Below are 21,794 nucleotides of genomic sequence, written 5' to 3' on the forward strand. Positions count from 1 at the left end.
CCCGTTATGGATACGCAAAGCTCATCGCGCGACGACGCGCGCAACTCCGTTATCAAGAATACCGGCCTCATGACGCTCGGTACGCTGTTATCGCGTGCTTCGGGCCTCATTCGCACGTGGGCCATGGCGTTCGCCCTGGGCAATTCCATGCTTACGAGCGCCTACCAGGTTGCCAACAATTTGCCCAATGTGGTGTTCGAGCTGGTGGCTGGTGGCTTCCTTTCCACGGCGTTCCTTCCCGTGCTCCTGTTGGAGCGCGAACGCTTTGGCAAGGAAGGCGAAAGCAAGTACACCTCGAACATCCTGAACATCACGCTCATCCTGTTGGGTGCGCTTTCCGTGCTTTGCAGCATCTTCGCCGAACAGGTGGTTGCCACGCAGACGTTCACTCAAAGTGCCGATTCCGACGTGTACCAGCAGACGGTCATGTTCTTCCGCATCTTCGCGTTTCAGCTGGTGTTCTATGGCTTGGGCGGCGTTATTACCGGCGTGCTGAACGCCAAGCGCTCGTTCTTGCTTACGTCCGTGGCGCCGGCGCTCAACAACGTCGTGGTCATCATCACGTTCTTTGCGTACGTGCCGCTTTCCCAGGCGAACTCCACGGTTGCACTGATCGTGCTAGGCGTAGGCGCCACGCTGGGCGTTGCCGTGCAGTTTGTTATTCAGATCCCCGCGCTCTTGAAGACGGGATATCGTTGGCGCCCCTACATTAATTTGAAGGACCCGGCTATCGCCGAGACTATCAAGATTGCCGTGCCTTCGCTCATTTACATTGTGGCGAACGTCGTGGCAGTGAGTTTCCGCAATGCCTTCAGCTTGGTGGGCGCAGACAACGGCCCCTCTACGCTTTCGTATGCCTGGATGTGGTACCAGCTGCCCTATGGCGTGGTCGCGGTGTCGCTTTCCAGCACCATGTTTACCGAAATGAGCGATTCGGTGGCGCGTGGCGATATTTCGCGCTTCCGCTCGCAGGTGGGGCAGGGCCTGCGCGGTACGCTCTTCATGATTATCCCGCTTACGGGCCTGCTGTTCGTGCTTGCTCAGCCACTTATCTCGCTGTTCCATGCGGGCGCCTTCACGGGCGATGACGTGTACCAGGTAAGCGAGATTCTGCAGGTGTGGATCCTTAGCCTGCCCCTGTACTCGGTGGGCATGTACTTGTACAAGGCGTTCGCGTCGTTGCGCAAGCTTATGGCGTTCGCGCTCATGAACTGCGCCATCGTTGTGCTGCAGCTCATTCTGTATGCCGTGTTGTGCCAGCGTGGCGTGCTGGGCCTTATGGGCGTGCCCGTGGCCGACTTCATCTACTTCACGGTGCGCGCGGTCGCTTCGGTGGTCTTGCTCAATCATTACGTGGGGAAGGACCCGCAGAATAAGACGGCGCAGACCACCGTCCGTACGGTGCTCGCCACCGTGGTGGGGTGCGTGCCTACGGCGCTGCTGCTGGCCTTCATCCCCACCATTCCCGGCATCGGCGCCATGGCGAATGCCATCATCCAGCTTGCCATCTGCGGCATCGTCGGCCTGGCGGTTGTCTTCGGTGCGTGTCGCCTGTTCCGCGTGGAGGAGTTCAGCATCGTCGAGCGTTTCATGCGCCGCCTGAAGCGCCGATAACTATATCTTGTAGTGGAATTTAATACTTTCTGGGTCTAAAATCATTCCGCGAGGGTGGTTTTGTTTTCTCGATTATGTAGATCTTGATTTGCAAAATGGGGGTAACAATGGCTAAACGCGGAATTCGTATTATTCTGTCGGCCTTTCTAGGTCTCTTTCTTCTTTTCCCGGCGTCTTCTGATGCTTTGGCGCGGGAAAGCTCACCCGATTCTCTCAATGAATCGGATGTAGTTATTCTTGATGAAAACGCTTCGTGCTCTATTGCCGAGTCGTTTATTGAGGGTGTTTATCCTGATATCGACATTGAGGCGTCTCGTGCAATTCCGTTCTGCGATTCGTCTGGTACTGAAATTGGGTACATTGTTAATTTCAGTTACGATGATCGCCCTTATGGTTACGTTATTGTCGATACGTCGGTCGATTCGCTCATTGCGGAGTATTCGATTGGCGATTCTGCAGTTAGCCCTGCGGACGCCGCGCTTGGAAATGCTACTGACTTGTCTGCGGAAGATGATGCTCCTGCCGTTATCAAACTGAGCCCAATAGAGTATGGCGTGATTGATGCCGATGATGAATCGGTTGTCACAAATGAGGGCGTTGAGGGGTCCTTAGAAGAAGTGACGGACGATGCCTTATCATCCGCGCGCGCAAAGGATCCCGCAAAATGGGATGACGCAACGATTCCAATTGCGTCGCTTTATCGAAACTATACGATTACTTCGCGTGGTAATCTCGATGAGTTTTATAGCATTAACGAAACCGAAATCGAAAAGCGGACCAAAAGGTATGCCTGTTCTGTTTCTGCGTATTATGCAATAGCTGGTTATTATGGTGTTTTGAATCTTTGGAACGATTTTCCCGAGTATACGAATATTTGGATCTGGACGAAGACGTATACAAAGAAGGAGGAGAAGGGGGTAACGTATGGGGAGACTCCCATAGATGATGGAGCTGCCGGTTTTGTGCGTTACCTTTCGTCCAAGGGTGTCAAAGTGTCTCAGACTACCACTTCAGGAAAGCCCGATTTTAATAAGTATAAGACCTCAATTAATTCGGGAAACCCCTGCGTGATGCATGGCTGGTTGATTAATCCGAAAAACGGTGAAGTGGAGGGGCATACTATGTTTGTCGAGGGCTTTGTGACTGCTGCTGAGAAGTCAAATCCGTCTCGGGGGCTGTGCATCCTCCAGGTATTTGACGGATGGGAGGATAACGTTCGCTATATTAATTATGACTTTAAGAACTACGTTAACTTCCGCGGAACCTTTTTTACGCGTAGATAAATGTTAATCAGTTTCTTCAGCCACAGGCGTTTCGTTGCCATTCGAGGCGTCTTGCTCATTGCAGTCGTTTTTTTGACTTGTCTTATCGGCTGCGATATCGGCTATACGCAAAGTGATTCAGGGAGGGCAGGAATGAGCTCTTTTGACTCTACGGGCGGCGACTTGAGTCGAATGTGTTCCGATACGGGCATCGTTCTTGATGTTGACCAAGACCGGAGTCTTGTTTGGATAAAAACGGTGGAGGGAACTCATAGCTCCTATCCTGATACTGTTTTGCTTCTCGATTATAGTTCTCGAAAGGGGATATATCCTGTTCAGCTAGACGATGGCCTTGTTGCTGGATCGAAAGTGGTTGTTGGCTACTTCCCGATTGAAATGGAGTCTGGCGGATATTCTGGTACTAGCTTGCTGCGTGATGAATCTGATTAAATCGGGTGTTTTGCTGACTATTGCACCCGTTAGTTTTAGCACTTTGTTACGCATGTGTTAACACGTGCCCTTCTCTATCGCCCGACGCTTTCGCGCTCGCTACAATAGAAAGACGTGTGTGCCGCGTGGTTTAGTGCTGTCCGCGTGCGCCGCATGCGTATCGCGGACGCGATACGCTCCTGCTGAATTCTATCGTGAGGAGCATCATGTCCAAATATATCTTCGTTACCGGCGGCGTCGTTTCCTCGTTGGGCAAGGGAATCACCGCTGCGTCCTTGGGCCACTTGCTGAAGGCTCGCGGTTACAGCGTAACCATGCAGAAGATGGATCCCTACCTGAACGTGGACCCGGGCACCATGAGCCCCTTTCAGCATGGCGAGGTGTTCGTTACCGACGATGGCCATGAGGGCGATCTCGACCTTGGCCATTACGAGCGCTTCATCGACGAGAGCCTTACCCGCGCTTCCAACTTCACGCAGGGCTCCATTTACAAGACCCTCATCGCACGCGAGCGTCGCGGCGATTTCCTGGGTGGCACCGTGCAGGTCATTCCTCACGTTACCGAGGCCATTAAGGAACGTCTGCGTCGCGTGGGCGAGCAGACGCAGGCCGATATCGTCATCGTGGAAATCGGCGGTACCATCGGCGACATCGAGGGCCAGCCGTTCATCGAGGCGGCGCGTCAGTTCCGCAAGGAACTGGGTCTGGGTAATTCCGTGTTCGTGCATTGTACGCTTGTGCCTTACATTTCTGCAGCTCACGAAGTGAAGACGAAGCCTACGCAGCATTCCGTGAAGGAGCTGCGTTCCATGGGCGTGCAGCCCGATTTCATCGTGTGCCGCAGCGACCATGAAGTCTCCGAGAAGGTCCGCGCGAAGATCGCTCTGTTCTGCGACGTTGCTCCTGAAGACGTTTTGGAGTGCTCCGACGCCCCCAGCATCTACGACGTGCCCATGGGCCTGCATGCGCAGCATTTCGATGAGGCCGTGCTCGCGCGCTTGAACCTGGAGGCGAAGCCCATCAACCTGGCTCCGCTGCAGGCATTCCTCGACGCCAAGAACAGCTGCTCTTCCACGGTGAAGATCGCCGTGGTGGGTAAGTATGTCAGCCTGCCCGACGCATACCTGTCCGTCATCGAGGCGCTGGGTCACGCCGGCGTGGCCAATGGCGTGAACGTCGACGTTCAGCTCGTCGATGGCGAGACGGTGAACGAGCAGAACGTGCGTGACATTTTGGGCGATGCCCACGGCATCCTCATTCCTGGTGGCTTCGGCCAGCGCGCCTTCGAGGGCAAGATCTGCGCCGCCCATTTCGCACGCGAGAACAACATTCCGTTCCTGGGCATCTGCCTGGGCATGCAGGCGGCCGTGTGCGAGTTCGCACGCCACGTTGCCGGTATGCCAGGTGCCACTTCTTCCGAGTTCGATGAGGAAGCGGCATATCCCGTTATCGACCTCATGCCCGAGCAGGAAGACGTGGAGGACAAGGGCGGTACCATGCGCTTGGGCGCGTACCCCTGCACGGTTGCTCCCGATACGCGTGCGTTCGAAGCCTATGGCGAGAACGTCATCTACGAGCGCCATCGTCATCGCTTCGAAGTCAACAATGCCTTCCGTCCTGCGCTTGTTGAAGCTGGCCTGGTCATTTCCGGTCAGTCGCCCGATGGGCGCCTGGTCGAGATGATCGAGGTTCCCGACCATCCGTGGTACGTGGGCAGCCAGGGTCACCCCGAGTTCAAGAGCCGTCCCACCAGGCCTCATCCTCTGTTCGTTGGTTTCGTTTCGGCGTCGAAGGAAAACGCCGGGGCGTAAGGTTTCCTTTGGGTATGCGCATGCGACGTTCATAGCATGCCGTTATGTCGGGCTGGAGCTACTCCTCTCCAGCCCGATCTTTTTTACTGGGGCGTTTCCCGTGCCATGCGTCGAGCGTAGTACACTGGGCGCATGGAAGACATCATTGCCGAATTCATCTCATACTTGCGTGTGGAACGCGCCTCCGCCGAGCTCACGGTCGAGGCATACGAGCATGATTTAGCTATCTATCTGCGCTATCTTACGAACCCTGCATTTGGGTGCCCTATTGCCCCCGCACAGAGCTTTTCCCAGGTTACGCGTACGGTGGTCGTAGACTTCGAGCGCTATCTGAAGGATGGGCTCCATTACGCGCCCTCCACCATGGCGCGCATTCTTTCCGCGTTGAAGACGTTTCATAAGTTCCTGGTCCGCGAGGGGTACTCCACGGTCAACCCAACCGAGACGGTGGGCTTGCCGCGCAAGCCGCAGCATCTGCCGGACGTGCTCAGCGTGCAGCAGGCCTGTCGCATGATCGATCTCTTCTGCGGTGATACGCCGCGCGAGCTGCGCGACCGTGCCATTCTCGAGGTGCTGTACGGCTGCGGGCTGCGCGTGAGCGAACTGTGTGGCCTGGATGTCGACCGTGTTCACTTGAACGACGGTTTCCTGCTGGTAATGGGGAAGGGCAGCAAGGAGCGCGTGGTTCCCATTTCGGGTGCGGCGGAGCGCGCGCTGGGAGCCTATCTTTCCGAGGGTAGGCCGCTCCTTGCGCGCGCTACTCAGCCAACGAGCGCCGTGTTCCTGAATGCCCGCGGCGGTAGGCTTACCCGCCAAGCGGTGCACGCGTTGGTGCGCAAGGCGGGGCAGGCGATAGGCGTGGACAACCTGCACCCGCATACGCTGCGTCATTCCTGTGCCACGCATATGCTGGAGGGTGGTGCCGACTTGCGCGTTATCCAGGACATGCTGGGGCATGCCGATATCTCCACCACGCAAATCTACACGCACGTGCAGCGCGCGCATTTGGTCGAGGAATATCTGCACGCGCATCCTCGCGCGCATTAGGTCACGCATCCCATACTTCGGTCGGGCCTTGGCCACGGCTGACGCTTTGGGGAGGATTCCCCTTTGTCGAAGAGTGCCCTACGAGACGCGAAATCCCCCTGAAATCGCATGCATTAGTTCATTTTCGTAACCTTATGCCACCGTGCACCATACGGTCTTCAAATTCATCCCACTTCATCCCACTTTAGTTCTACACAAGGCCCCACTATATCTAGTTCCAGGTCTTTTGCTGGCCCTGCATGTTGTTTTGAGCTGAAAAATGGGGAATACATAACCCCATATCAACCCAATGGTTATGTGGTCGTGGGGCATGGTTGTGTTGAAAAGTGGGGCGAAGTGGGATAGAATGTCAATCACTGAAGCGGTTCCAGGAAGGAGGCAGCATGACCGAGCTGGTTGGCGAGCATCATCACAAGCTCGACGCCAAAGGCCGTGTGTCCATGCCCTCCGACTTTAGGAAGGTGCTTCCGAAGAATCTCAAGGTAACCCTGTCCCCGAAGAAGGAATGCCTCTACGTGTTCGAGCCCCAGGCTTTCAGCGCGTGGGTTGCTTCGTTCTTCGAGAGCGAGGGTGGCTACAAGGCTACGAGTTCCCGTCACGTTAACCTGCGTCGTGCTTTGAATGCACGCGCTCGCGACGTGGAAGTGGATGGCTCGGGTCGCATCGGCCTTTCCGCCGACCTGCGCGAAGCCGTTGACCTGGAAAAGGAAGTCGTGCTTACGGGTAACGACGACCACCTGGAGATTTGGGATGCAAAGCGTTGGGACGAGTTCATGGACAGCATCGATTTCTCCGATCTGTTCAGCGATTAGGACCAAGACGTGAGCAATATGACAAGCGAATATCGGCATACCCCCGTCCTCCTCGCCGAGTGCCTCGAATACACGGACCCCAAACCACAGCACACATTCGTGGACGCAACACTCGGCGGGGCAGGGCATTCCCTTGAAGTGGCAAAGCGCATAGGTGCGCAGGGAACGCTTATCGGAATCGACCAGGATGAAGTAGCCCTTGCGGCTGCTCGAACTCGGCTCCAGGCCCTTCCCGACGAGCAGCGCCCCGAGCTGCACCTACTGCGCGGTAACTTCGGGGAGATGGACAACCTTCTCCTGCAAGCCGAAGTTCCCGAGGTCGATGCCTTCTTGTTCGACCTGGGTGTTTCGAGCGTGCAGATTGATACGCCATCTCGTGGCTTCTCCTTCAAGGAGACGGCGCCACTTGATATGCGGATGGATCCGGGTAAACAAACCTTAACCGCAGAAGAGATCATCAACACCTATAACGCAGCAGATCTCACTCGGATCATCCGTACGTATTCCGACGAGAAGTGGGCGAGTCGCATTGCGGAATTCATCGTGGCGGCTCGGGAGCGCGAGAGGATCACCACGAGCGATCAGCTGGTGGAAATCATCAAAGCGGCCATCCCCGCGTCGGCGCGCCGCAGCGGCGGTCATCCCGCCAAGCGGACCTTCCAGGCGTTGCGCATCGAGGTCAATTCCGAGCTCGATGTTCTGCGCAGCGGCTTGGAAGCTGCGATTCGTTGGCTTGCCCCAGGGGGTCGCATTGCGGTCATCAGCTATCACTCGCTGGAAGATCGCATTGTGAAGGACACCTTCGCCGAATACGCGAAGGGTTGCACATGCCCTCCGGATTTTCCGGTGTGCGTGTGCGGCAATGTGCCGATAGTCAAGGTCCTTACGCGCAAGCCCATCTTGCCGTCGGACGAAGAAGTCGCACGGAACGCCCGTGCGCGCAGCGCGAAACTTCGCGTTGCCCAGAAGCTGCCCGTCTCGTGATGCTAGCGAGCGCGGGCCGAAACGAATCAACCTCGGAAGGAGGGGATACCATTGGCAACCGCCGCTCGAGCATATAGGTACGACGCCGCTTCGGCTCAACCGCGTCGCGAACGCAATACGCAGGTTCGCGTCGTTCCCGGCACGCGACAGGCCGATGCCGTTTCTCCTCTTTTCGTTACCGTGGTAAAGGCCGCTTTCGCGGTGCTCATGGTGTTCGCCGTTGTGGCATGCGTGCGCGTATGGTTCACGGCCGCCACGGTGAATACGTTGCTGGAATCCCAGGTCACCTCTTCGCAGGTCGATCAGATTCGTTCGAGCAGCGAATCGCTGCAGGTGCAGAAGAGCGTGCTGGCTTCCCCCAGTCACGTGAAGGAGCGTGCGTCCCAGCTGGGTCTGGTGGAGGCTTCCTCCGTTGAGAGCGTTACGCTTGATACCGATGTCGTTACCTACGATGGCCAGGGCAATCTCTCGCTTTCGGCTAGCCTTTCGGCCGCGGCAGGAATCTAGCCGTATCCCATGGCGTCTTCCCGTAGAACCTCCCAACGCAATCGCTCGCGCGATCGCGCCTCGTCGTCGCGCCAACGCGCGCCCTATGTGGTGGCGGGTAACCCGTCTATGCGTATGGCAGTCGTGTTTGGACTGTTTCTGCTTGTCGTGCTTTTCTTTGTGGGGCGTCTGTCCTACCTTACGCTCATCGTGGGGCCTGAAAACGCTGAGACCGCCATTTCGGGTCGTACGGAGACCATCACCGTGGAGGCCAAGCGCGGCACTATCTACGATCGAAACGGCAACGTGCTTGCCACGAGCGTGGATGCAACCACCATCTACTGCAATCCCTCCGAAGTGACCGACCCGAGTGGGCTGGCCGATACGCTCGTTCAGCTGTTTGGTGGCGTGAAGTCCGACTATACGAAGAAGCTTGCATCGACTTCCACGTTCGTGTACCTGTACAAGAAGGCCGACGTGGATGTGGCGAGCACCTTGAAGGACATGGGCTACGACGGCGTGTACTTCCTAAGCGATTCGAAGCGAGTCTATCCGTATGGCCAAACGGCGGGGCAGGTCATTGGCCTGTGCGATACCGATGGCAACGGCATTGCCGGCTTGGAGCTGTATTACGATGACGTCCTTTCGGGCGAAGATGGCGAAATCGTTGCCGAGTACGGCAAGGGTGGCTACCCGATTGCTGGCGGCCAGCAGCAGACGGTTGCCGCTACCGATGGCCAGGACATCGTTGTCTCCATTGACATCGAGATGCAGGAGTATCTCGAAGAGCGCCTGACCCAGGCAGTGTCGGATATCGAAGGCAATCGTGGCGATTCGATTATCTACGATGGTGCCACGGGCGAGATCTTGGCCATCGCCTCCACGCCCTACCTGAATCCCTCCGACCGTTCCACGGTGGAGGAGGGCGCCACGACGCTCATGCCCATTAACACGATGTATGAACCAGGCTCCATCTTCAAGAGCGTGACCATGGCTGCTGTGCTCGAGGCTGGTGTGCTCACGCCTGAAAGCGAGATTTACTGCCCCGCGTACTTGGAAGCCGACGAGTACACCGTGTCGGATGCCCATACCCGCGCGTCGCAGACGTTCACGCTCACGCAGATCTTGGCGGAATCGTCCAACGTTGGTACGTCACTCGCCGCCGCTGAACTCGGGTTCGGGCCGCTCTACGACAAGATTTTGGAGTACGGCTTCGCTCAGAAGACGGGCGTGGACTTCCCAGGTGAATCGGCGGGTTCCTGCACCGAGCAGAGCACCTGGTCGCTTGTTCGCTCGTACAACGTGAGCTTCGGCCAGGGTATTTCCGTGACGCCGTTGCAGATGGCACGCTTCTATGGCGCTTTGGCGAACGATGGCGTGGCCTATCAGCCGCATTTCCTGTTGAGCTACCCGCAAACGGGCGAGGAGTCAACGTACGAGGGCACGAAGCTCATCACCAGCAGCACGGTCGACAGCCTTACGGGCATGTTGGAGGCAGTTGTTACTGAAGGTACGGGTACGAAGGCGGCAATCGATGGCTACAGCGTAGCGGGTAAGACGGGCACGGCCCAGTATGCCGACGATTCGGGTACGTATGTGGAAGGGTCGTACGACATCAGCTTCATCGGCTATTTGCCCGACACCGATTCCGATTTGGTCTGTTTTGTAGGGGTAACGGAGGTTCCCGGCGACCGGTCTACTGCCACTGCCTTTAAGGATATAATGACGTTTGCTATAAACCACTACAAAATCGCCGCTCAGTAAAGGACAGGCTTTTATGGGAATGACATGCAGGGAGCTGTTCGAGGGAATCGATTGCACCATCATCGGCAACGATTCCGAAGTCGTCGAAGGGCTTTCCTATAGCAGCAATACCGTTTCTTCCGGCGATGCATTCTTTTGCATCGTCGGTTTGCGTGTAGACGGTCATTCGTTTGCGCAGGACGCCATCAACCATGGCGCACGCGTTATCGTGGCCGAGCGCAAGGTGTATCTTGCCGACGCAACCGATGTCGTCGAGGTCATCGTCTCCGATTCACGCAAGGCCATGGCGCAGGCCGCGGCCAACTTCTATGGCCATCCCGCCAACGCATTCGACCTGGTGGGCATTACCGGCACGAATGGCAAGACCACTACCACCTACCTGGTGGAGCATATCGCCCACACCGCGCTTGCGCGCACGGGCGTCATTGGCACGGTGGGCGTGCGCATCGACAAGCAGTTCGAACACGCCGAGCGCACCACGCCCGAATCGTGTGATCTTCAGGCGCTGTTCGCCAAGATGCGCGATGCGAAGTGCGACACCGTTGCCATGGAGGTTAGCTCGCACGCGCTCGACCTGAAGCGCGTGTGGGGTACCCGTTTCGCGGTTACCGCGTTTTCGAACCTTACGCAGGATCACCTCGACTACCACAAGACGTTTGAGGCCTACTTCGAGGCGAAGGCGCTGCTCTTTTCTTCCGACTATCCTGCCAAGCGCGTCATCTGCATCGATGACGCCTGGGGCCAGGAATTGCTGCGTCGTTGCGCCGCTGCGGGTGACGAGGTAATCTCCACCGGCTTCGACGAGAAGGCACTCATTCACCCCGTGAGCGTTACGTATGCCACCACGCATACCGACATCGAGCTCGACGTGCGTGGCAATCGCTATGCGTTTACCTATCCGCTTGTTGGTCGCTTCAACGTTTCGAACGTCATGCTTGCGTTTGGCATTGGCCTCGAGCTGGGCATCCCCGCGAACACCATCGTCGATGCCCTGAAGTCCGCTCCGCAGGTGCCCGGTCGCCTGCAGCGCATTTCCGCGCAGCACGACGGGGGCGTGTCGGTATTCGTCGACTATGCACATACGCCCGACGCCCTTGAAAAGGCCATTTCGGCCGTGAAGAACCTTTCTTCGGGTCGCACCATCGTGGTGTTTGGCTGCGGTGGCGATCGCGATGCCACGAAGCGCCCCATTATGGGTCGCACGTCGCTTGCCGCCGATTACGTCGTCGTCACGTCGGACAACCCCCGTACCGAAGACCCCAACGCCATCATCGACGCCATCGTGGCCGGCATGGGCGAGGGCGAAGGCCGCTTCTGCGTGGAGCCCGACCGTCGCAGCGCCATTGCGCGTGCTATCGCGGAAGCGAATAGCGGCGACAGCATTTTGGTCGCAGGTAAGGGCCATGAAGATTACCAGCTCATTGGCGGCAAGACGCTTCATTTCTCCGACGCGGAAGTCGTGGCGGAAGAGCTTGAGAGGGCTTTTGGCCAGAAGTAGGTTTTCATGCGTTTTACCCCCGAAGAAATAGCCGCCGTTACGGGCGGAAGCATTTGCAATGGGGTGCAGGATCAGGCGACCTGCACCTCGTTTACGTGGGATTCCCGCCACGTCGAAGCAGGGACGCTCTACATTGCCATTAGCGGTCAGCGCGTCGACGGCCATACGTTCTGCCTTTCAGCCGCGCAGGCTGGTGCCGTTGCGTGCTTGGTGGAGCATCGACTTCCCGAAGCTGAGGAAGCCCAGATCGCTCAGGCTGGCGCTGCGCTTGTGCTCGTTCCCAACGTGCAAGCTGCGTTTACGCAGCTTGCTGCTGCGTGGCGCGAAAAGCTGCAGGGCACGGTTATCGCCGTAACGGGCTCCTCGGGCAAGACGACCACGAAGAACCTGGTGCGTGACGTCCTTTCGGCGCATGGTTCTACCGTGGCTACCCAGGGTAACCAGAATAACGAGCTGGGTGTTCCCGCTACCGTGCTTCGTGCCGACGTGGACACGAAGTTCGTTGTCGTGGAAATGGGCATGCGTGGCCTGGGCGAACTGCAGGAGCTTTGCACGTTCGTGAAGCCGCATTGGGCGCTCGTCACCAACGTGGGGGAAAGCCATATCGAGCTGCTTGGCAGCCGCGATGGCATTGCTCATGCGAAGGCCGAGGCCCTATTCGCGGTACCCGAAGGCGGCTTGGCCTTCGTGAATTCCAGCGACGATTTCGCTGTGCAGCTTGCCGAATATGGCCAGGTGAACGAGCATGGTGCAACGCTCGTTCACTTTGACGGCTCGGGTTGCGCACCTGAAGAGCGCCCCGAGTCGCTGCGTCCTTCGGTGTGGGCGTCCGACATTCAGGTTGCCGACAATGGCTGCGCTTCCTTCGTGCTGCACACGCCCGCGGGCAGTGCGCCGTGCTCTTTGGCAGTGCCGGGAGTGCATAACGTACACAATGCCTGTGCGGCTGCCGCGTGCGGCGTAAGTGCGGGTATGGATCCTGCTCTCATTGCGCGCGTGCTTGGTGAAGCGCGGGCGCAGACGGGCAGGCAGAATGTCATTACCGCGCCCTCGGGCGTTATCGTCATCGACGATGCGTACAATGCGAATCCCGATTCCATGCGCGCGTCGCTTACGTCGTTTGCCGCCATGCGCACGCGGGGTAGTCGCGTTGCCGTATTGGGCGATATGGGCGAGCTTGGCTCGTTTGCCGAAGACGGTCATCGTCGCGTGGGCAAGCTTGCTGCCCAGGCGGGTCTCGACCGCCTCATTTGCGTGGGGCCGCTGGCGCGCATCATAGCGCAGTCGGCTGCCGAAGAGGGTCTAGCGGAAAGCGCCATCTCGTGCGTTGACGATGCTGCTTCCGCGCTTGCCCAGCTTGAAGGCTCGCTCCATGCGGGCGATGCCGTGCTCGTGAAGGCCTCGCACTCCGTGGGCCTTGAAGTTGTCGTTGAAGGACTGGTGTCCTAGTATGCTGAATCTTTACGCTCCCTATCCGTCGTTCCAGCTGTTCCTGGCAACCGTGGTGGCAGCTGTGGTCGTCCTGGTGGCCATGCCCGCGTTCATTCGCCTTATGAAGCGCGACCACATTGGCCAGCAGGTGCGCGACGATGGCCCCCAGACGCATCTCATCAAGCAGGGTACGCCTACCATGGGCGGCCTTGTCATGCTCGTGGGCTTGCTCGTTGCTGTCGTTCTCATCAACGACTTCACTCCGGCTACGATACTGCTGCTTGCAGCCACGCTGCTTACGGGCTTTTTGGGGCTCATCGACGACTATTCCAAGGTTCGCTTCCAGAACACCGAGGGCGTTTCTCCGAAGGGAAAGCTGGCCGTTCAGTTCCTCATTGCCATCGTGTTCGTTATCGCTGCAGTGAACTGGGTAGGCGTTGCTCCCACGGTGAGCATTCCGTTTGTGGTCGACATCGACATGGGCGTGCTTACCACGGTGCTGCCCATTGGCGATGGCATCTCCATCCCGTGGCTCTACGTGCTGTTCGTGACGGTGCTCATCGCCGGCATGAGCAATGCCACGAACCTCACCGATGGTCTGGATGGCCTGGCCAGCGGCACGGTCATGGTCGTCATGCTGTTCATGGCCATCATCGCGTATCGTTCCGACATGCTCGACGTGTCCATTTTTGCCGGCGCTCTGTGCGGCGCCTGCATTGGCTTTTTGTGGTTCAACGCGTATCCCGCCGACATCTTCATGGGCGACACCGGTTCGCTGGCTCTGGGCACGGCGCTTGCCTGTCTGGCCGTACTCACGAAGACCGAAGTGCTTTCCCTGGTCATGGGCGGCCTGTTCGTGGCCGAGGCCCTTTCCGTCATGATCCAGGTGTTCTACTACAAGCGCACCAAGAAGCGCATCTTCCTCATGGCTCCTCTTCATCATCATTTCGAGAAGAAGGGCTGGAGCGAAGTGAAGGTGGTCATCCGCTTCTGGATCGTCTCGGGCACGCTGGCAGCCATTGGCTTCATCATCTATTTTGCGGAATCCCTCGTGGAAATGGGAGTGTAAACGCATGGGTTCAAGTTTCATCTCCGGTCGTAAGAGCGCCCCGGCACATCTGGGGCGCGTTCTCATTTTGGGTCTTGGCAAGAGCGGCAAGGCCGCAGCCTCGTATTGCGCGAGTCTTATTGGCACGCGCGTCGAGTCGCTGCACATTGCGGGCGGCACCTCGAACGAGGACGCCATCGCCTTTGCACGCACGTGCCAGGAAGCGGGTGCAACCGTCGAATTCGATACGCAGGTTATTAGCGGATCGTACGATCTGTGCATTGCCTCGCCTGGTATTTCCGAGTTCAGCGAGTTCTATTTGTCCGCGAAGGCGGCTTCCACCGAGATCATCAGCGAAGTTGAATTTGCGTGGCGCGAAAGCGCCGAAAGCTCCGTGTGGGTGGCCATTACGGGCACCAATGGCAAGACCACCACGACTTCGCTCATTGCCCACCTGCTGAAACATGCTGGCATGAAGGCGAATGCCGTGGGCAACATTGGCGATACGTGCCTGGATGCTGTGCGTCTGGGCGAGACTGATGTCTACGTTGCCGAGGTTAGCTCGTATCAGCTGGCTTCCACCGTGCGCTTTGCGCCCAATGTTGCCGTTCTGCTGAACATCACGCCCGATCACGTTACCTGGCATCGAACGCATCAGAACTACGTCGATGCGAAGCTGAAGGTGCTGGCCAACCTTTCTGCCACCCCGAATGCCACCGCGGTGCTCGACGCCGTGAATGACACCGTGCGTGCCACGGTTCGCTCGCTGAAGGCACAGTCTGCCCAGGAGCGCGGTTTTGCCTACGTTCCCGTGGGAGCTGCCAGCGGCATTGCGGGCGACATGCGCTCTGCGTGCGGCAGCGATAATGCCGCGTTCCTGCGTGACGACGGTATGCTCGTGGTTGCCCTGGGTGGGGAGGAGCATGCGCTTTGCAAGGCCTCCGACCTGCTTATTCCTGGCGAGCACAACGTGTCTAACGCGCTTGCCGCCGCTTCTGCCGCGCTTGCCGCAGGTGCGTCTCCCGCAGCGGTTGCCGAGGGACTCGTCACGTTTTCCTCGCTCGAGCACCGACTCGAGGGCTGTGGGCAGATTCATGGCGTATCCTGCTACAACGATTCGAAGGCTACGAACGTGGATGCCACGCTCAAGGCACTTGCCGCCTTCGACCCGCGTCGTCCCATCGTTCTGCTGGGCGGCACCGACAAGCTTACCGCGCTCGACGAGCTGGTAGCACAATCGAACGAGCATTGTGCCTCCGTGGTTCTGTTTGGCGCTTCGCGCGATCGTTTCGCCGAAGCGTTCCGGGCGGCCACCATTCCGGTCTATCTGGCCGACCATCTGGAAGATGCCCTCGACGAGGCCCTGAGCCACGCCCAGGAAGGCGACATCGTGCTGCTTTCCCCTGCGTGCGCATCATTCGACGAGTTCTCGGGTTTCGAGGAGCGCGGTCGCGTGTTCAAGGCGATGGTTGCCCAGCGGGCCCAAGCATAGGTAGCAGATGGCGCGCGATAGGAAAAACTCTTCTTTGCCTGCATCCCAGGCCGGCAGTGCACGACGTTCTTCGTCGGTGCTGTTCGGCGGTTCGCGTGATGTTGTCATTCCGCGCGTGGTCCTGGTTGCCTCGGTCATCGTGCTGACGGTATTCGGCCTGATCATGGTCTTCTCGTCTTCCACGATTGAAGCCATAAACGAGGACGCCAGCGTCACCAGCTATCTGTTCAAGCAACTGGGCATCGTTCTGTTCAGCTTGGTGATGTGCGCGGCTATGTCGATTTTCATTCCGTATTACCGCTGGCGCGGACGCCTGCTCGATGCCTTCATGCTTGGCACCATCATCTTGCTCTTGCTCACGGCCCTCATTGGCACGGTGGGGCTGGGTGCACAGCGTTGGCTTTCCCTTGGCCCCATCAGCTTCCAGCCGTCGGAATTCGCCAAGGTTGCCTTCCTGGCCATGGCGGCTCGCGTGTACGCCGAACTCGTTGAGGGTGAAATAGACCTGGGCCAGGCGCTCATTCGCGCTGGCTTGCTCGTGGTCCTGCCCTTGGGGCTTCTGTTCGTTACGCAGTCCGACCTTGGTACCACCATGATCTGCTTGGTCGGTATCGTCGCCGTTTTGTGGCTGGGCGAGGTGCCGATTCGCTACTTCGTGGTTTTCCTCATCCTCATTGCGCTCGTTGCCATTTTCGGCATCGCCTCGGCGGCCTATCGCTCCAGCCGCTTTGCGTTCCTGGACCCGTGGGCCGACCCGTACGGATCTGGCTACCAGCTCATTCGCGCGTTCTATGCGTTTGGCGAAGGCGGCTTGTTCGGCGTGGGCTTGGGCAATTCCGCGGAAAAGTACCTGTATTTGCCTGAAGCCGAGACCGACTTCATTTTCGCCATCATTGGCGAGGAGTTTGGCTTGGTGGGTGCCGTGGTCATCGTGGCGCTGTTCATTTGCGTGCTGTGGGCGGGCCTGCGCATTGCACGTAATGCCCCCGATTTGTTCGGCACCATGATTGCCGGCGGTTGTACCATCATGCTCGTATTCCAGGCGTTCCTGAATATTGGCTGCGTCATCGGCCTTCTGCCCACTACGGGCAAGCCGTTGCCGTTCATTTCCTCGGGTGGCTCGTCCATGATTGGCTCGTATCTGCTTGTGGGCATGATTCTTTCCGTATCGTTCGCGTCGGGCAGCGAATCGGGGCTGTACCAGAAGCGTCGCGAGAACCTGCGCGTTGTGCGCGCGGAATCCCCGACGTCTTCGTCGCGTGGCACGTCTTCCCGCTCCTCGCAGCGTCCCCGCCGTTCTTCCGAACGTCCGCGTTCCTCATCGACAAGGCCGCGCAATACGAGTAGCTCGCGCTCCTCACGTTCAACGCAGCGGTCCCGTAGAAGGAGATAGACAATGAACATCGTCGTTTCCGGCGGTGGTACCGCCGGCCATATCAATCCCGCGCTTGCCCTCGCCGACGAGCTGCAGCGTCGTGGCCATACCGTGTATTTCGCGGGTACGCCCCAAGGCGTGGAGTCCCGCTTGGTTCCCCAGGCTGGTATTCCGTTCACGGCGTTTCCCGCCACGGGGTTCAACCGCAACCATCCTGCCACCATCGTGAAGGCCCTGCGCCTCATGAATTCCTCCACGAAGAAGGCTCGCGCTTGGTTTACCGAGGTGAAGCCCGATTGCGTGGTGTGCTTTGGCGGCTACGTGTGCATTCCCGTGGGCCGTGCTGCAGAGCAGCTAGGCATTCCCGTGGTAGTGCACGAGCAGAACTCCATCATGGGCCTGGCGAATAAGTACCTGTCGAAGAAGGCCGCAGCCGTGGCGCTTACGTACCGCGTTGCCGGCAATGCGGTAGGGGACGCTTCCAAGCTCGTGGTTACGGGCAATCCTGTGCGCTCGTCGGTGTTCGAAGCCACGCGCGAAGCGGGTCGTGCGTATGCGGGCGTGCCCGAGGACGCCCTTATGCTCGTGGTATTCGGCGGAAGCCTGGGTGCGCGCCATATCAATACGGCGCTCTGTCAGCAGGCTCGCGAACTGCTGAAGCGCCCCAATCTCTACGTGCGTCACATTACGGGTCCGAAGGAATACGACACCGTGTGCGAACAGCTCGATATTCCCGAAGAGCTGAAGTCGCGCTGGACGGTTGTGGGCTACGAGGATCACATGGGCGACGTGCTTGCTGCATGCGACTGCGTGGTCTCCCGTTCGGGTGCTACGTCGCTGGCCGAGATTTCCGCGTTGGGCATTCCCGCGCTGCTCGTTCCGTTCCCTTATGCCACGGCCGACCACCAGACCACTAACGCGCGCGAGTACGTCGACGCTGGTGCGGCGTATATGATCGCCGACGACCAGGTGGAGTCTTCTGAATTTGCCGTGTTGCTGGCGAAACTCGTCGACGACGCGTCGGTGCGCGAGGGCATGCATGCGGCGGCTGCTGCGTTTCAGACGACTGAGGCGGCAGGCAAATTGGCAGATGTTGTGATAGGCGCTACACGCTAGACGCAGCGGTCTAGAATAGGTGTTTCCAAAAGCAGAAGCGCGAAAGGTACATTGGGTCGTCATGACGCAGAATCAAATCGAGAGAGTTCATTTCATTGGCGTCGGTGGCGTGGGCATGAGCGGCATCGCTCGCGTAGCCCATGACCAGGGCATGGTTGTTACGGGTTCCGATCTGAAGGAAAGCCGCTATACCAAGCAGCTCGAGGAAGCCGGTATCACGGTGTTCGTGGGCCAGGCGGCCGAAAACATTCCCACCGATCCGCTGCCCGATGTCGTCGTGGTTTCCACGGCTATCATGGAGAACAATCCCGAACTGGTTGAAGCCAAGCGCCTGGGCATTCCCGTCGTGCATCGTGCTCGCATGCTCGCTGCGCTGGGCATGGGCAAGAAGACGCTTGCCGTTGCCGGCACGCATGGCAAGACCACTACGTCTTCCATGGTCGCTTCCATCCTCGATGGCATGGGCGCCGACCCCACGTTCCTCATTGGCGGCATCGTGCGCGCCTACCAGACCAACGCCCATTCCGGCTCGGGTAAGTACTACGTGGTAGAGGCCGACGAAAGCGACAAGAGCTTCACGTATCTCGATCCGCTGGGCGTGCTCGTGACGAACGTGGAAGCCGACCATCTGGATCACTATTCCGACCTGAACGAGATCTACGCGAAGTTTGCCGAGTTTATGGCATCCGTTCCCGAAGAGGGCGTTGTCGTGGTGTGCGATGAGGAGCACAAGCTCGTAGAGCTGGCCCGTGGCACGGGGCGTCGCGTAATCACCTACGGCCAGACGAAGTCCGCCGACGTGAAGATCCTCTCGTGGGGCGCTTCGGGCGTGGGCAGCATCTTCGTGCTGCAGATGCCCGACGGCACCACCGTGCAGGGCCGCGTGAAGCAGAATCCTGGCCGTCATAACGTGTTGAATGCCGCGGGTGCTTTGTCCCTTCTGTGGGGCGTGGGCGAGGACGTGCAGGCTGCGGCCGACGCCCTGGCCGAGTTCGCGGGCGTGCGTCGTCGCTTCGACTTGGTAGGCGAGGCAAATGGCGTTACCATCGTCGACGACTACGCGCATCATCCCACGGAAATCGCTGCCACCATCTCGGCGGCTCGCAAGCTCGATTTCAATGCGGTGCACGTGCTGTTCCAGCCGCATCGCTATTCCCGTCTTCCCCTGTTCACCGAAGTGCTGCGTTCCGATTTCGCGCATGCCTTCGATCAGGCCGATTCCGTCACGTTCATGGACGTGTACGCTGCGGGCGAGGTGCCCGTGCCTGGCGTGAACGGCAAGACGTTCATGGACGTGCTGGAAGATTCCAGCGACCATCCTTCGCTTACGTACATTCACCATCGCCTCGATGTCGTTCCTTCGCTCGTTGAACGCGTGAAGCCCGGCGACCTGGTTATCACCATGGGTGCGGGCGATGTTACTGCTATGGGCCCCAGCTTGCTTGCGGCCCTGCAGGACAAGGCGAACGCATAGGTTTATGACGCCCTCGCAGATAGGCGCGTTGCGCCAGCTTAGCCTGACCCCCAAAAGCGAGCTCCGTTTCGACGAGCGCCTGGCGCGCCGTACCACGTTGCGCGTGGGCGGCCCTGCCGCATGCTGGGCCCAGGTGGCTACGTTCGGCGATTTGAAGCGCGTGCTTGGGGTGTGTTCGGAAGCGGGCATTCCCTGGACGGTTATTGGCGGTGGAAGCAATCTGCTCGTTTCCGACCAGGGCTTTCCTGGTGTGGTCGTGCATTTGTGCGGCGAATTTCGCACGTGGAATTACGACGAGGAGTCGCTTCACTTCACGGTGGGCGCGGCCGTTTCGCTTTCGCGCATCGTGCAGGAGGCATTTCGTCGTGGCCTTTCCGGCATGGAATTCGCCGTGGGTACGCCGGGCACGGTGGGCGGCGCCATTCGTATGAACGCGGGCACGAGCGAGCGGGGCATGAGCACGCGCGTCGTCTCGGTTACCACGTACGATCCCGACCGCGGGCTGAAGCGCTATGCGGCGAGCGACATTCGGTGGGGCTATCGCAGCACCTCGTTTTCGCCGCACGAGGTTATCCTCGAATGCGTTCTGTCCGTGAAGCCCGGGCAGGAAGCGTTCATCCGTGCGAAAATGGAAGGGTCGCTCGCGCGTCGCAAGCGCACGCAGCCGCTCGATTTCCCTTCGTGTGGTAGCGTGTTCCGCAACCCCAGCGGCCAGCATGCTGGCGCCCTCATCGAGGGCTGCGGTCTGTCGGGCACGCGCATCGGCGGGGCGCAGATTTCGGGTAAGCACGCCAACTTCATCGTGAACACCGGCGAGGCTTCCGCGCATGACGTAATTGAACTTATCCAGTTGGCACAGCATAAGGTGAAGCAGGAACATGGCATCGAACTCAAACCGGAGGTACGGTTCCTCGGATTCTAGGGCGCGCCGTCGCTCCTCGGCTTCGGGTTCCCGCCCTACTGCGCGTTCCGCTTCCAGCCGAACGCGCGCCCCTCAGCGCAGTGCGGGTTCGCGTGCCGCGTACCGTCCTTCGAACATTTCACGTACTTCCACGCGTCGCCCTTTGCAGCGCGTGTCGTCGGTTTCCATTGGCGAATTGAACCGAGCCTCCTCGGCGGGGCGCAGGGGCTCTTCTCCTGTCGTTTCCTCGGGCGGCATTCGTCGCATCGTCATCGTGTTCGTGCTGTTGGTTCTATTGGCCATTGCGGGCACGGTCGTGTACTGGTCGAGCCTGTTCACCGTTTCGCAGGTGACCGTTTCCGGTTGCACTCACCTTACGGCAAGCGAAATGACCGAGTTGGCGCAGGTTCCCTCGGGCACCACGCTCTTGCGCGTCGATGCGGGCGCCATCGAGAAGCGCCTGGAATCCGACGCATGGGTGGAAGATGCCGCTGTGAATCGCATCTTCCCCGATACGCTCGAGCTCGTCATCACTGAACGCAGCATTGCCGCGGTCGTCACGATCACCTCCGTTTCCGATCAGCAATCTGAAGATTGGGCTATCGCGTCCGATGGCACGTGGCTCATGAAGATTCCCGAGCAGGGGAGTGCCGAAGCGGCCAACATCAGCCAGCAGATCTACGAGGACGCCGAAAGCGTGCTGCATATCACCGACGTGCCGTATGGCGTAAACCCGCAGGTAGGCTCCGTGTGCACCGATGAGAGCGTGCTCAACGCCCTTACCATCGTGTCGTCGCTTTCCACCGAGCTCGCCGATTCCGTGACCACGGTGTCGGCCACCGACTCGGCTAATACCGTGCTCACGCTCAGCAATGGCGTGCAGATTGCCTTTGGCGAGGCCGAGAACATCCGCGACAAGGAACGCGTGTGCCTGGAGCTCATGGAGCAGCATCCCGATGCTATCTCGTACATCAACGTGCGCGTCGTTACCAGCCCCACGTACCGAGCGCTTTCCTCGTAGGGCCTTCGCGCAGGTAGGCATTGTGCTGCTTTCGCGGGGCGTTGCGGGGCCCGGAATTGCTTCAAGCGCGGTCCGCTTTCTCCATAATTGTGGACGGCGAACGCAATTAATAGCGTGAGCAGCCCCTAAGCATTTGCAAACGACTATTCATCGTGTACAATTCCCGTAGTGTGCATGTTTTTGCACGCAGATACACCCAAGGATTTGA

18 protein-coding genes are annotated in these 21,794 nt (G+C 58.9%); all 18 read left to right on the plus strand.

Annotated elements, in window-relative coordinates:
- Positions 1 to 6 precede the first annotated feature (6 nt).
- The 18 genes from murJ to E7002_RS03770 all read left to right on the plus strand — a co-directional run bounded on the left by murJ (position 7) and on the right by E7002_RS03770 (position 21,586).
- The gene (murJ, locus tag E7002_RS03685) at positions 7 to 1,614 is read left to right on the plus strand and encodes a murein biosynthesis integral membrane protein MurJ (protein ID WP_303727536.1); all 1,608 of its coding nucleotides are present in this window, start codon (positions 7 to 9) and stop codon (positions 1,612 to 1,614) included.
- A 107-nt stretch (positions 1,615 to 1,721) separates the two neighbouring features.
- Positions 1,722 to 2,897: a hypothetical protein gene (locus E7002_RS03690; RefSeq protein WP_303727537.1), complete on the plus strand. Its 1,176-nt coding sequence runs from the start codon at positions 1,722 to 1,724 to the stop codon at positions 2,895 to 2,897.
- A gap of 132 nt (positions 2,898 to 3,029) precedes the next feature.
- Complete coding sequence (locus tag E7002_RS03695) at positions 3,030 to 3,326, plus strand: hypothetical protein (protein WP_303727538.1); 297 nt, start codon at positions 3,030 to 3,032, stop codon at positions 3,324 to 3,326.
- A gap of 206 nt (positions 3,327 to 3,532) precedes the next feature.
- Positions 3,533 to 5,137, plus strand: coding sequence for a CTP synthase (locus E7002_RS03700; RefSeq protein WP_303727539.1), 1,605 nt, complete (start codon positions 3,533 to 3,535; stop codon positions 5,135 to 5,137).
- Positions 5,138 to 5,269: 132 nt separating this feature from the next.
- On the plus strand, positions 5,270 to 6,184 hold the full coding sequence (locus tag E7002_RS03705; protein WP_303727540.1) for a site-specific tyrosine recombinase: 915 nt from the start codon (positions 5,270 to 5,272) through the stop codon (positions 6,182 to 6,184).
- Positions 6,185 to 6,567: 383 nt separating this feature from the next.
- Positions 6,568 to 6,996: a division/cell wall cluster transcriptional repressor MraZ gene (locus tag E7002_RS03710; RefSeq protein ID WP_303727541.1), complete on the plus strand. Its 429-nt coding sequence runs from the start codon at positions 6,568 to 6,570 to the stop codon at positions 6,994 to 6,996.
- 18 nt (positions 6,997 to 7,014) lie between these two features.
- The gene (gene rsmH, locus E7002_RS03715) at positions 7,015 to 7,980 is read left to right on the plus strand and encodes a 16S rRNA (cytosine(1402)-N(4))-methyltransferase RsmH (protein WP_303727780.1); all 966 of its coding nucleotides are present in this window, start codon (positions 7,015 to 7,017) and stop codon (positions 7,978 to 7,980) included.
- 51 nt (positions 7,981 to 8,031) lie between these two features.
- A complete protein-coding gene (locus tag E7002_RS03720; protein WP_303727542.1) occupies positions 8,032 to 8,487 on the plus strand; it encodes a hypothetical protein in 456 nt (151 codons plus the stop codon).
- Positions 8,488 to 8,601: 114 nt separating this feature from the next.
- A complete protein-coding gene (locus E7002_RS03725) occupies positions 8,602 to 10,230 on the plus strand; it encodes a penicillin-binding protein 2 (protein ID WP_303727543.1) in 1,629 nt (542 codons plus the stop codon).
- 13 nt (positions 10,231 to 10,243) lie between these two features.
- Complete coding sequence (locus E7002_RS03730) at positions 10,244 to 11,728, plus strand: UDP-N-acetylmuramoyl-L-alanyl-D-glutamate--2,6-diaminopimelate ligase (RefSeq protein ID WP_303727544.1); 1,485 nt, start codon at positions 10,244 to 10,246, stop codon at positions 11,726 to 11,728.
- A 6-nt stretch (positions 11,729 to 11,734) separates the two neighbouring features.
- Complete coding sequence (gene murF, locus E7002_RS03735) at positions 11,735 to 13,177, plus strand: UDP-N-acetylmuramoyl-tripeptide--D-alanyl-D-alanine ligase (protein ID WP_303727545.1); 1,443 nt, start codon at positions 11,735 to 11,737, stop codon at positions 13,175 to 13,177.
- A 1-nt stretch (position 13,178) separates the two neighbouring features.
- The gene (gene mraY / locus E7002_RS03740; protein WP_303727546.1) at positions 13,179 to 14,228 is read left to right on the plus strand and encodes a phospho-N-acetylmuramoyl-pentapeptide-transferase; all 1,050 of its coding nucleotides are present in this window, start codon (positions 13,179 to 13,181) and stop codon (positions 14,226 to 14,228) included.
- A gap of 4 nt (positions 14,229 to 14,232) precedes the next feature.
- A complete protein-coding gene (murD, locus tag E7002_RS03745; protein WP_303727547.1) occupies positions 14,233 to 15,699 on the plus strand; it encodes a UDP-N-acetylmuramoyl-L-alanine--D-glutamate ligase in 1,467 nt (488 codons plus the stop codon).
- A gap of 34 nt (positions 15,700 to 15,733) precedes the next feature.
- Complete coding sequence (locus E7002_RS03750) at positions 15,734 to 17,092, plus strand: FtsW/RodA/SpoVE family cell cycle protein (RefSeq protein ID WP_303727548.1); 1,359 nt, start codon at positions 15,734 to 15,736, stop codon at positions 17,090 to 17,092.
- A gap of 3 nt (positions 17,093 to 17,095) precedes the next feature.
- Positions 17,096 to 18,190: an undecaprenyldiphospho-muramoylpentapeptide beta-N-acetylglucosaminyltransferase gene (murG, locus tag E7002_RS03755; protein WP_303727549.1), complete on the plus strand. Its 1,095-nt coding sequence runs from the start codon at positions 17,096 to 17,098 to the stop codon at positions 18,188 to 18,190.
- A 61-nt stretch (positions 18,191 to 18,251) separates the two neighbouring features.
- Positions 18,252 to 19,664 (plus strand): UDP-N-acetylmuramate--L-alanine ligase, encoded by a 1,413-nt coding sequence (gene murC / locus E7002_RS03760; RefSeq protein ID WP_303727550.1) that lies wholly within the window; start codon positions 18,252 to 18,254, stop codon positions 19,662 to 19,664.
- A gap of 4 nt (positions 19,665 to 19,668) precedes the next feature.
- Positions 19,669 to 20,586 carry a UDP-N-acetylmuramate dehydrogenase gene (murB, locus tag E7002_RS03765; protein ID WP_303727551.1) on the plus strand — a complete coding sequence of 306 codons (918 nt, stop codon included), beginning with the start codon at positions 19,669 to 19,671 and terminating at the stop codon, positions 20,584 to 20,586.
- Positions 20,587 to 20,737: 151 nt separating this feature from the next.
- A complete protein-coding gene (locus E7002_RS03770; protein WP_303727781.1) occupies positions 20,738 to 21,586 on the plus strand; it encodes a cell division protein FtsQ/DivIB in 849 nt (282 codons plus the stop codon).
- Positions 21,587 to 21,794 lie beyond the last annotated feature (208 nt).

This window comes from Denitrobacterium detoxificans (genome assembly GCF_015062615.1).
Lineage (GTDB): Bacteria > Actinomycetota > Coriobacteriia > Coriobacteriales > Eggerthellaceae > Denitrobacterium > Denitrobacterium detoxificans_A.

What these genes read in the sequence shown, in the direction of transcription:
- murJ (WP_303727536.1), top strand. Translation starts at nt 7, where the DNA reads ATGGATACGCAAAGCTCATCGCGCGACGACGCGCGCAACTCCGTTATC.
- E7002_RS03725 (WP_303727543.1), top strand. Translation starts at nt 8,602, where the DNA reads ATGGCAGTCGTGTTTGGACTGTTTCTGCTTGTCGTGCTTTTCTTTGTG.
- E7002_RS03700 (WP_303727539.1), top strand. Translation starts at nt 3,533, where the DNA reads ATGTCCAAATATATCTTCGTTACCGGCGGCGTCGTTTCCTCGTTGGGC.
- murF (WP_303727545.1), top strand. Translation starts at nt 11,735, where the DNA reads ATGCGTTTTACCCCCGAAGAAATAGCCGCCGTTACGGGCGGAAGCATT.
- murB (WP_303727551.1), top strand. Translation starts at nt 19,669, where the DNA reads ATGACGCCCTCGCAGATAGGCGCGTTGCGCCAGCTTAGCCTGACCCCC.
- E7002_RS03710 (WP_303727541.1), top strand. Translation starts at nt 6,568, where the DNA reads ATGACCGAGCTGGTTGGCGAGCATCATCACAAGCTCGACGCCAAAGGC.
- murD (WP_303727547.1), top strand. Translation starts at nt 14,233, where the DNA reads ATGGGTTCAAGTTTCATCTCCGGTCGTAAGAGCGCCCCGGCACATCTG.
- E7002_RS03730 (WP_303727544.1), top strand. Translation starts at nt 10,244, where the DNA reads ATGGGAATGACATGCAGGGAGCTGTTCGAGGGAATCGATTGCACCATC.
- mraY (WP_303727546.1), top strand. Translation starts at nt 13,179, where the DNA reads ATGCTGAATCTTTACGCTCCCTATCCGTCGTTCCAGCTGTTCCTGGCA.
- murC (WP_303727550.1), top strand. Translation starts at nt 18,252, where the DNA reads ATGACGCAGAATCAAATCGAGAGAGTTCATTTCATTGGCGTCGGTGGC.
- E7002_RS03695 (WP_303727538.1), top strand. Translation starts at nt 3,030, where the DNA reads ATGAGCTCTTTTGACTCTACGGGCGGCGACTTGAGTCGAATGTGTTCC.
- E7002_RS03690 (WP_303727537.1), top strand. Translation starts at nt 1,722, where the DNA reads ATGGCTAAACGCGGAATTCGTATTATTCTGTCGGCCTTTCTAGGTCTC.
- E7002_RS03705 (WP_303727540.1), top strand. Translation starts at nt 5,270, where the DNA reads ATGGAAGACATCATTGCCGAATTCATCTCATACTTGCGTGTGGAACGC.
- murG (WP_303727549.1), top strand. Translation starts at nt 17,096, where the DNA reads ATGAACATCGTCGTTTCCGGCGGTGGTACCGCCGGCCATATCAATCCC.
- rsmH (WP_303727780.1), top strand. Translation starts at nt 7,015, where the DNA reads ATGACAAGCGAATATCGGCATACCCCCGTCCTCCTCGCCGAGTGCCTC.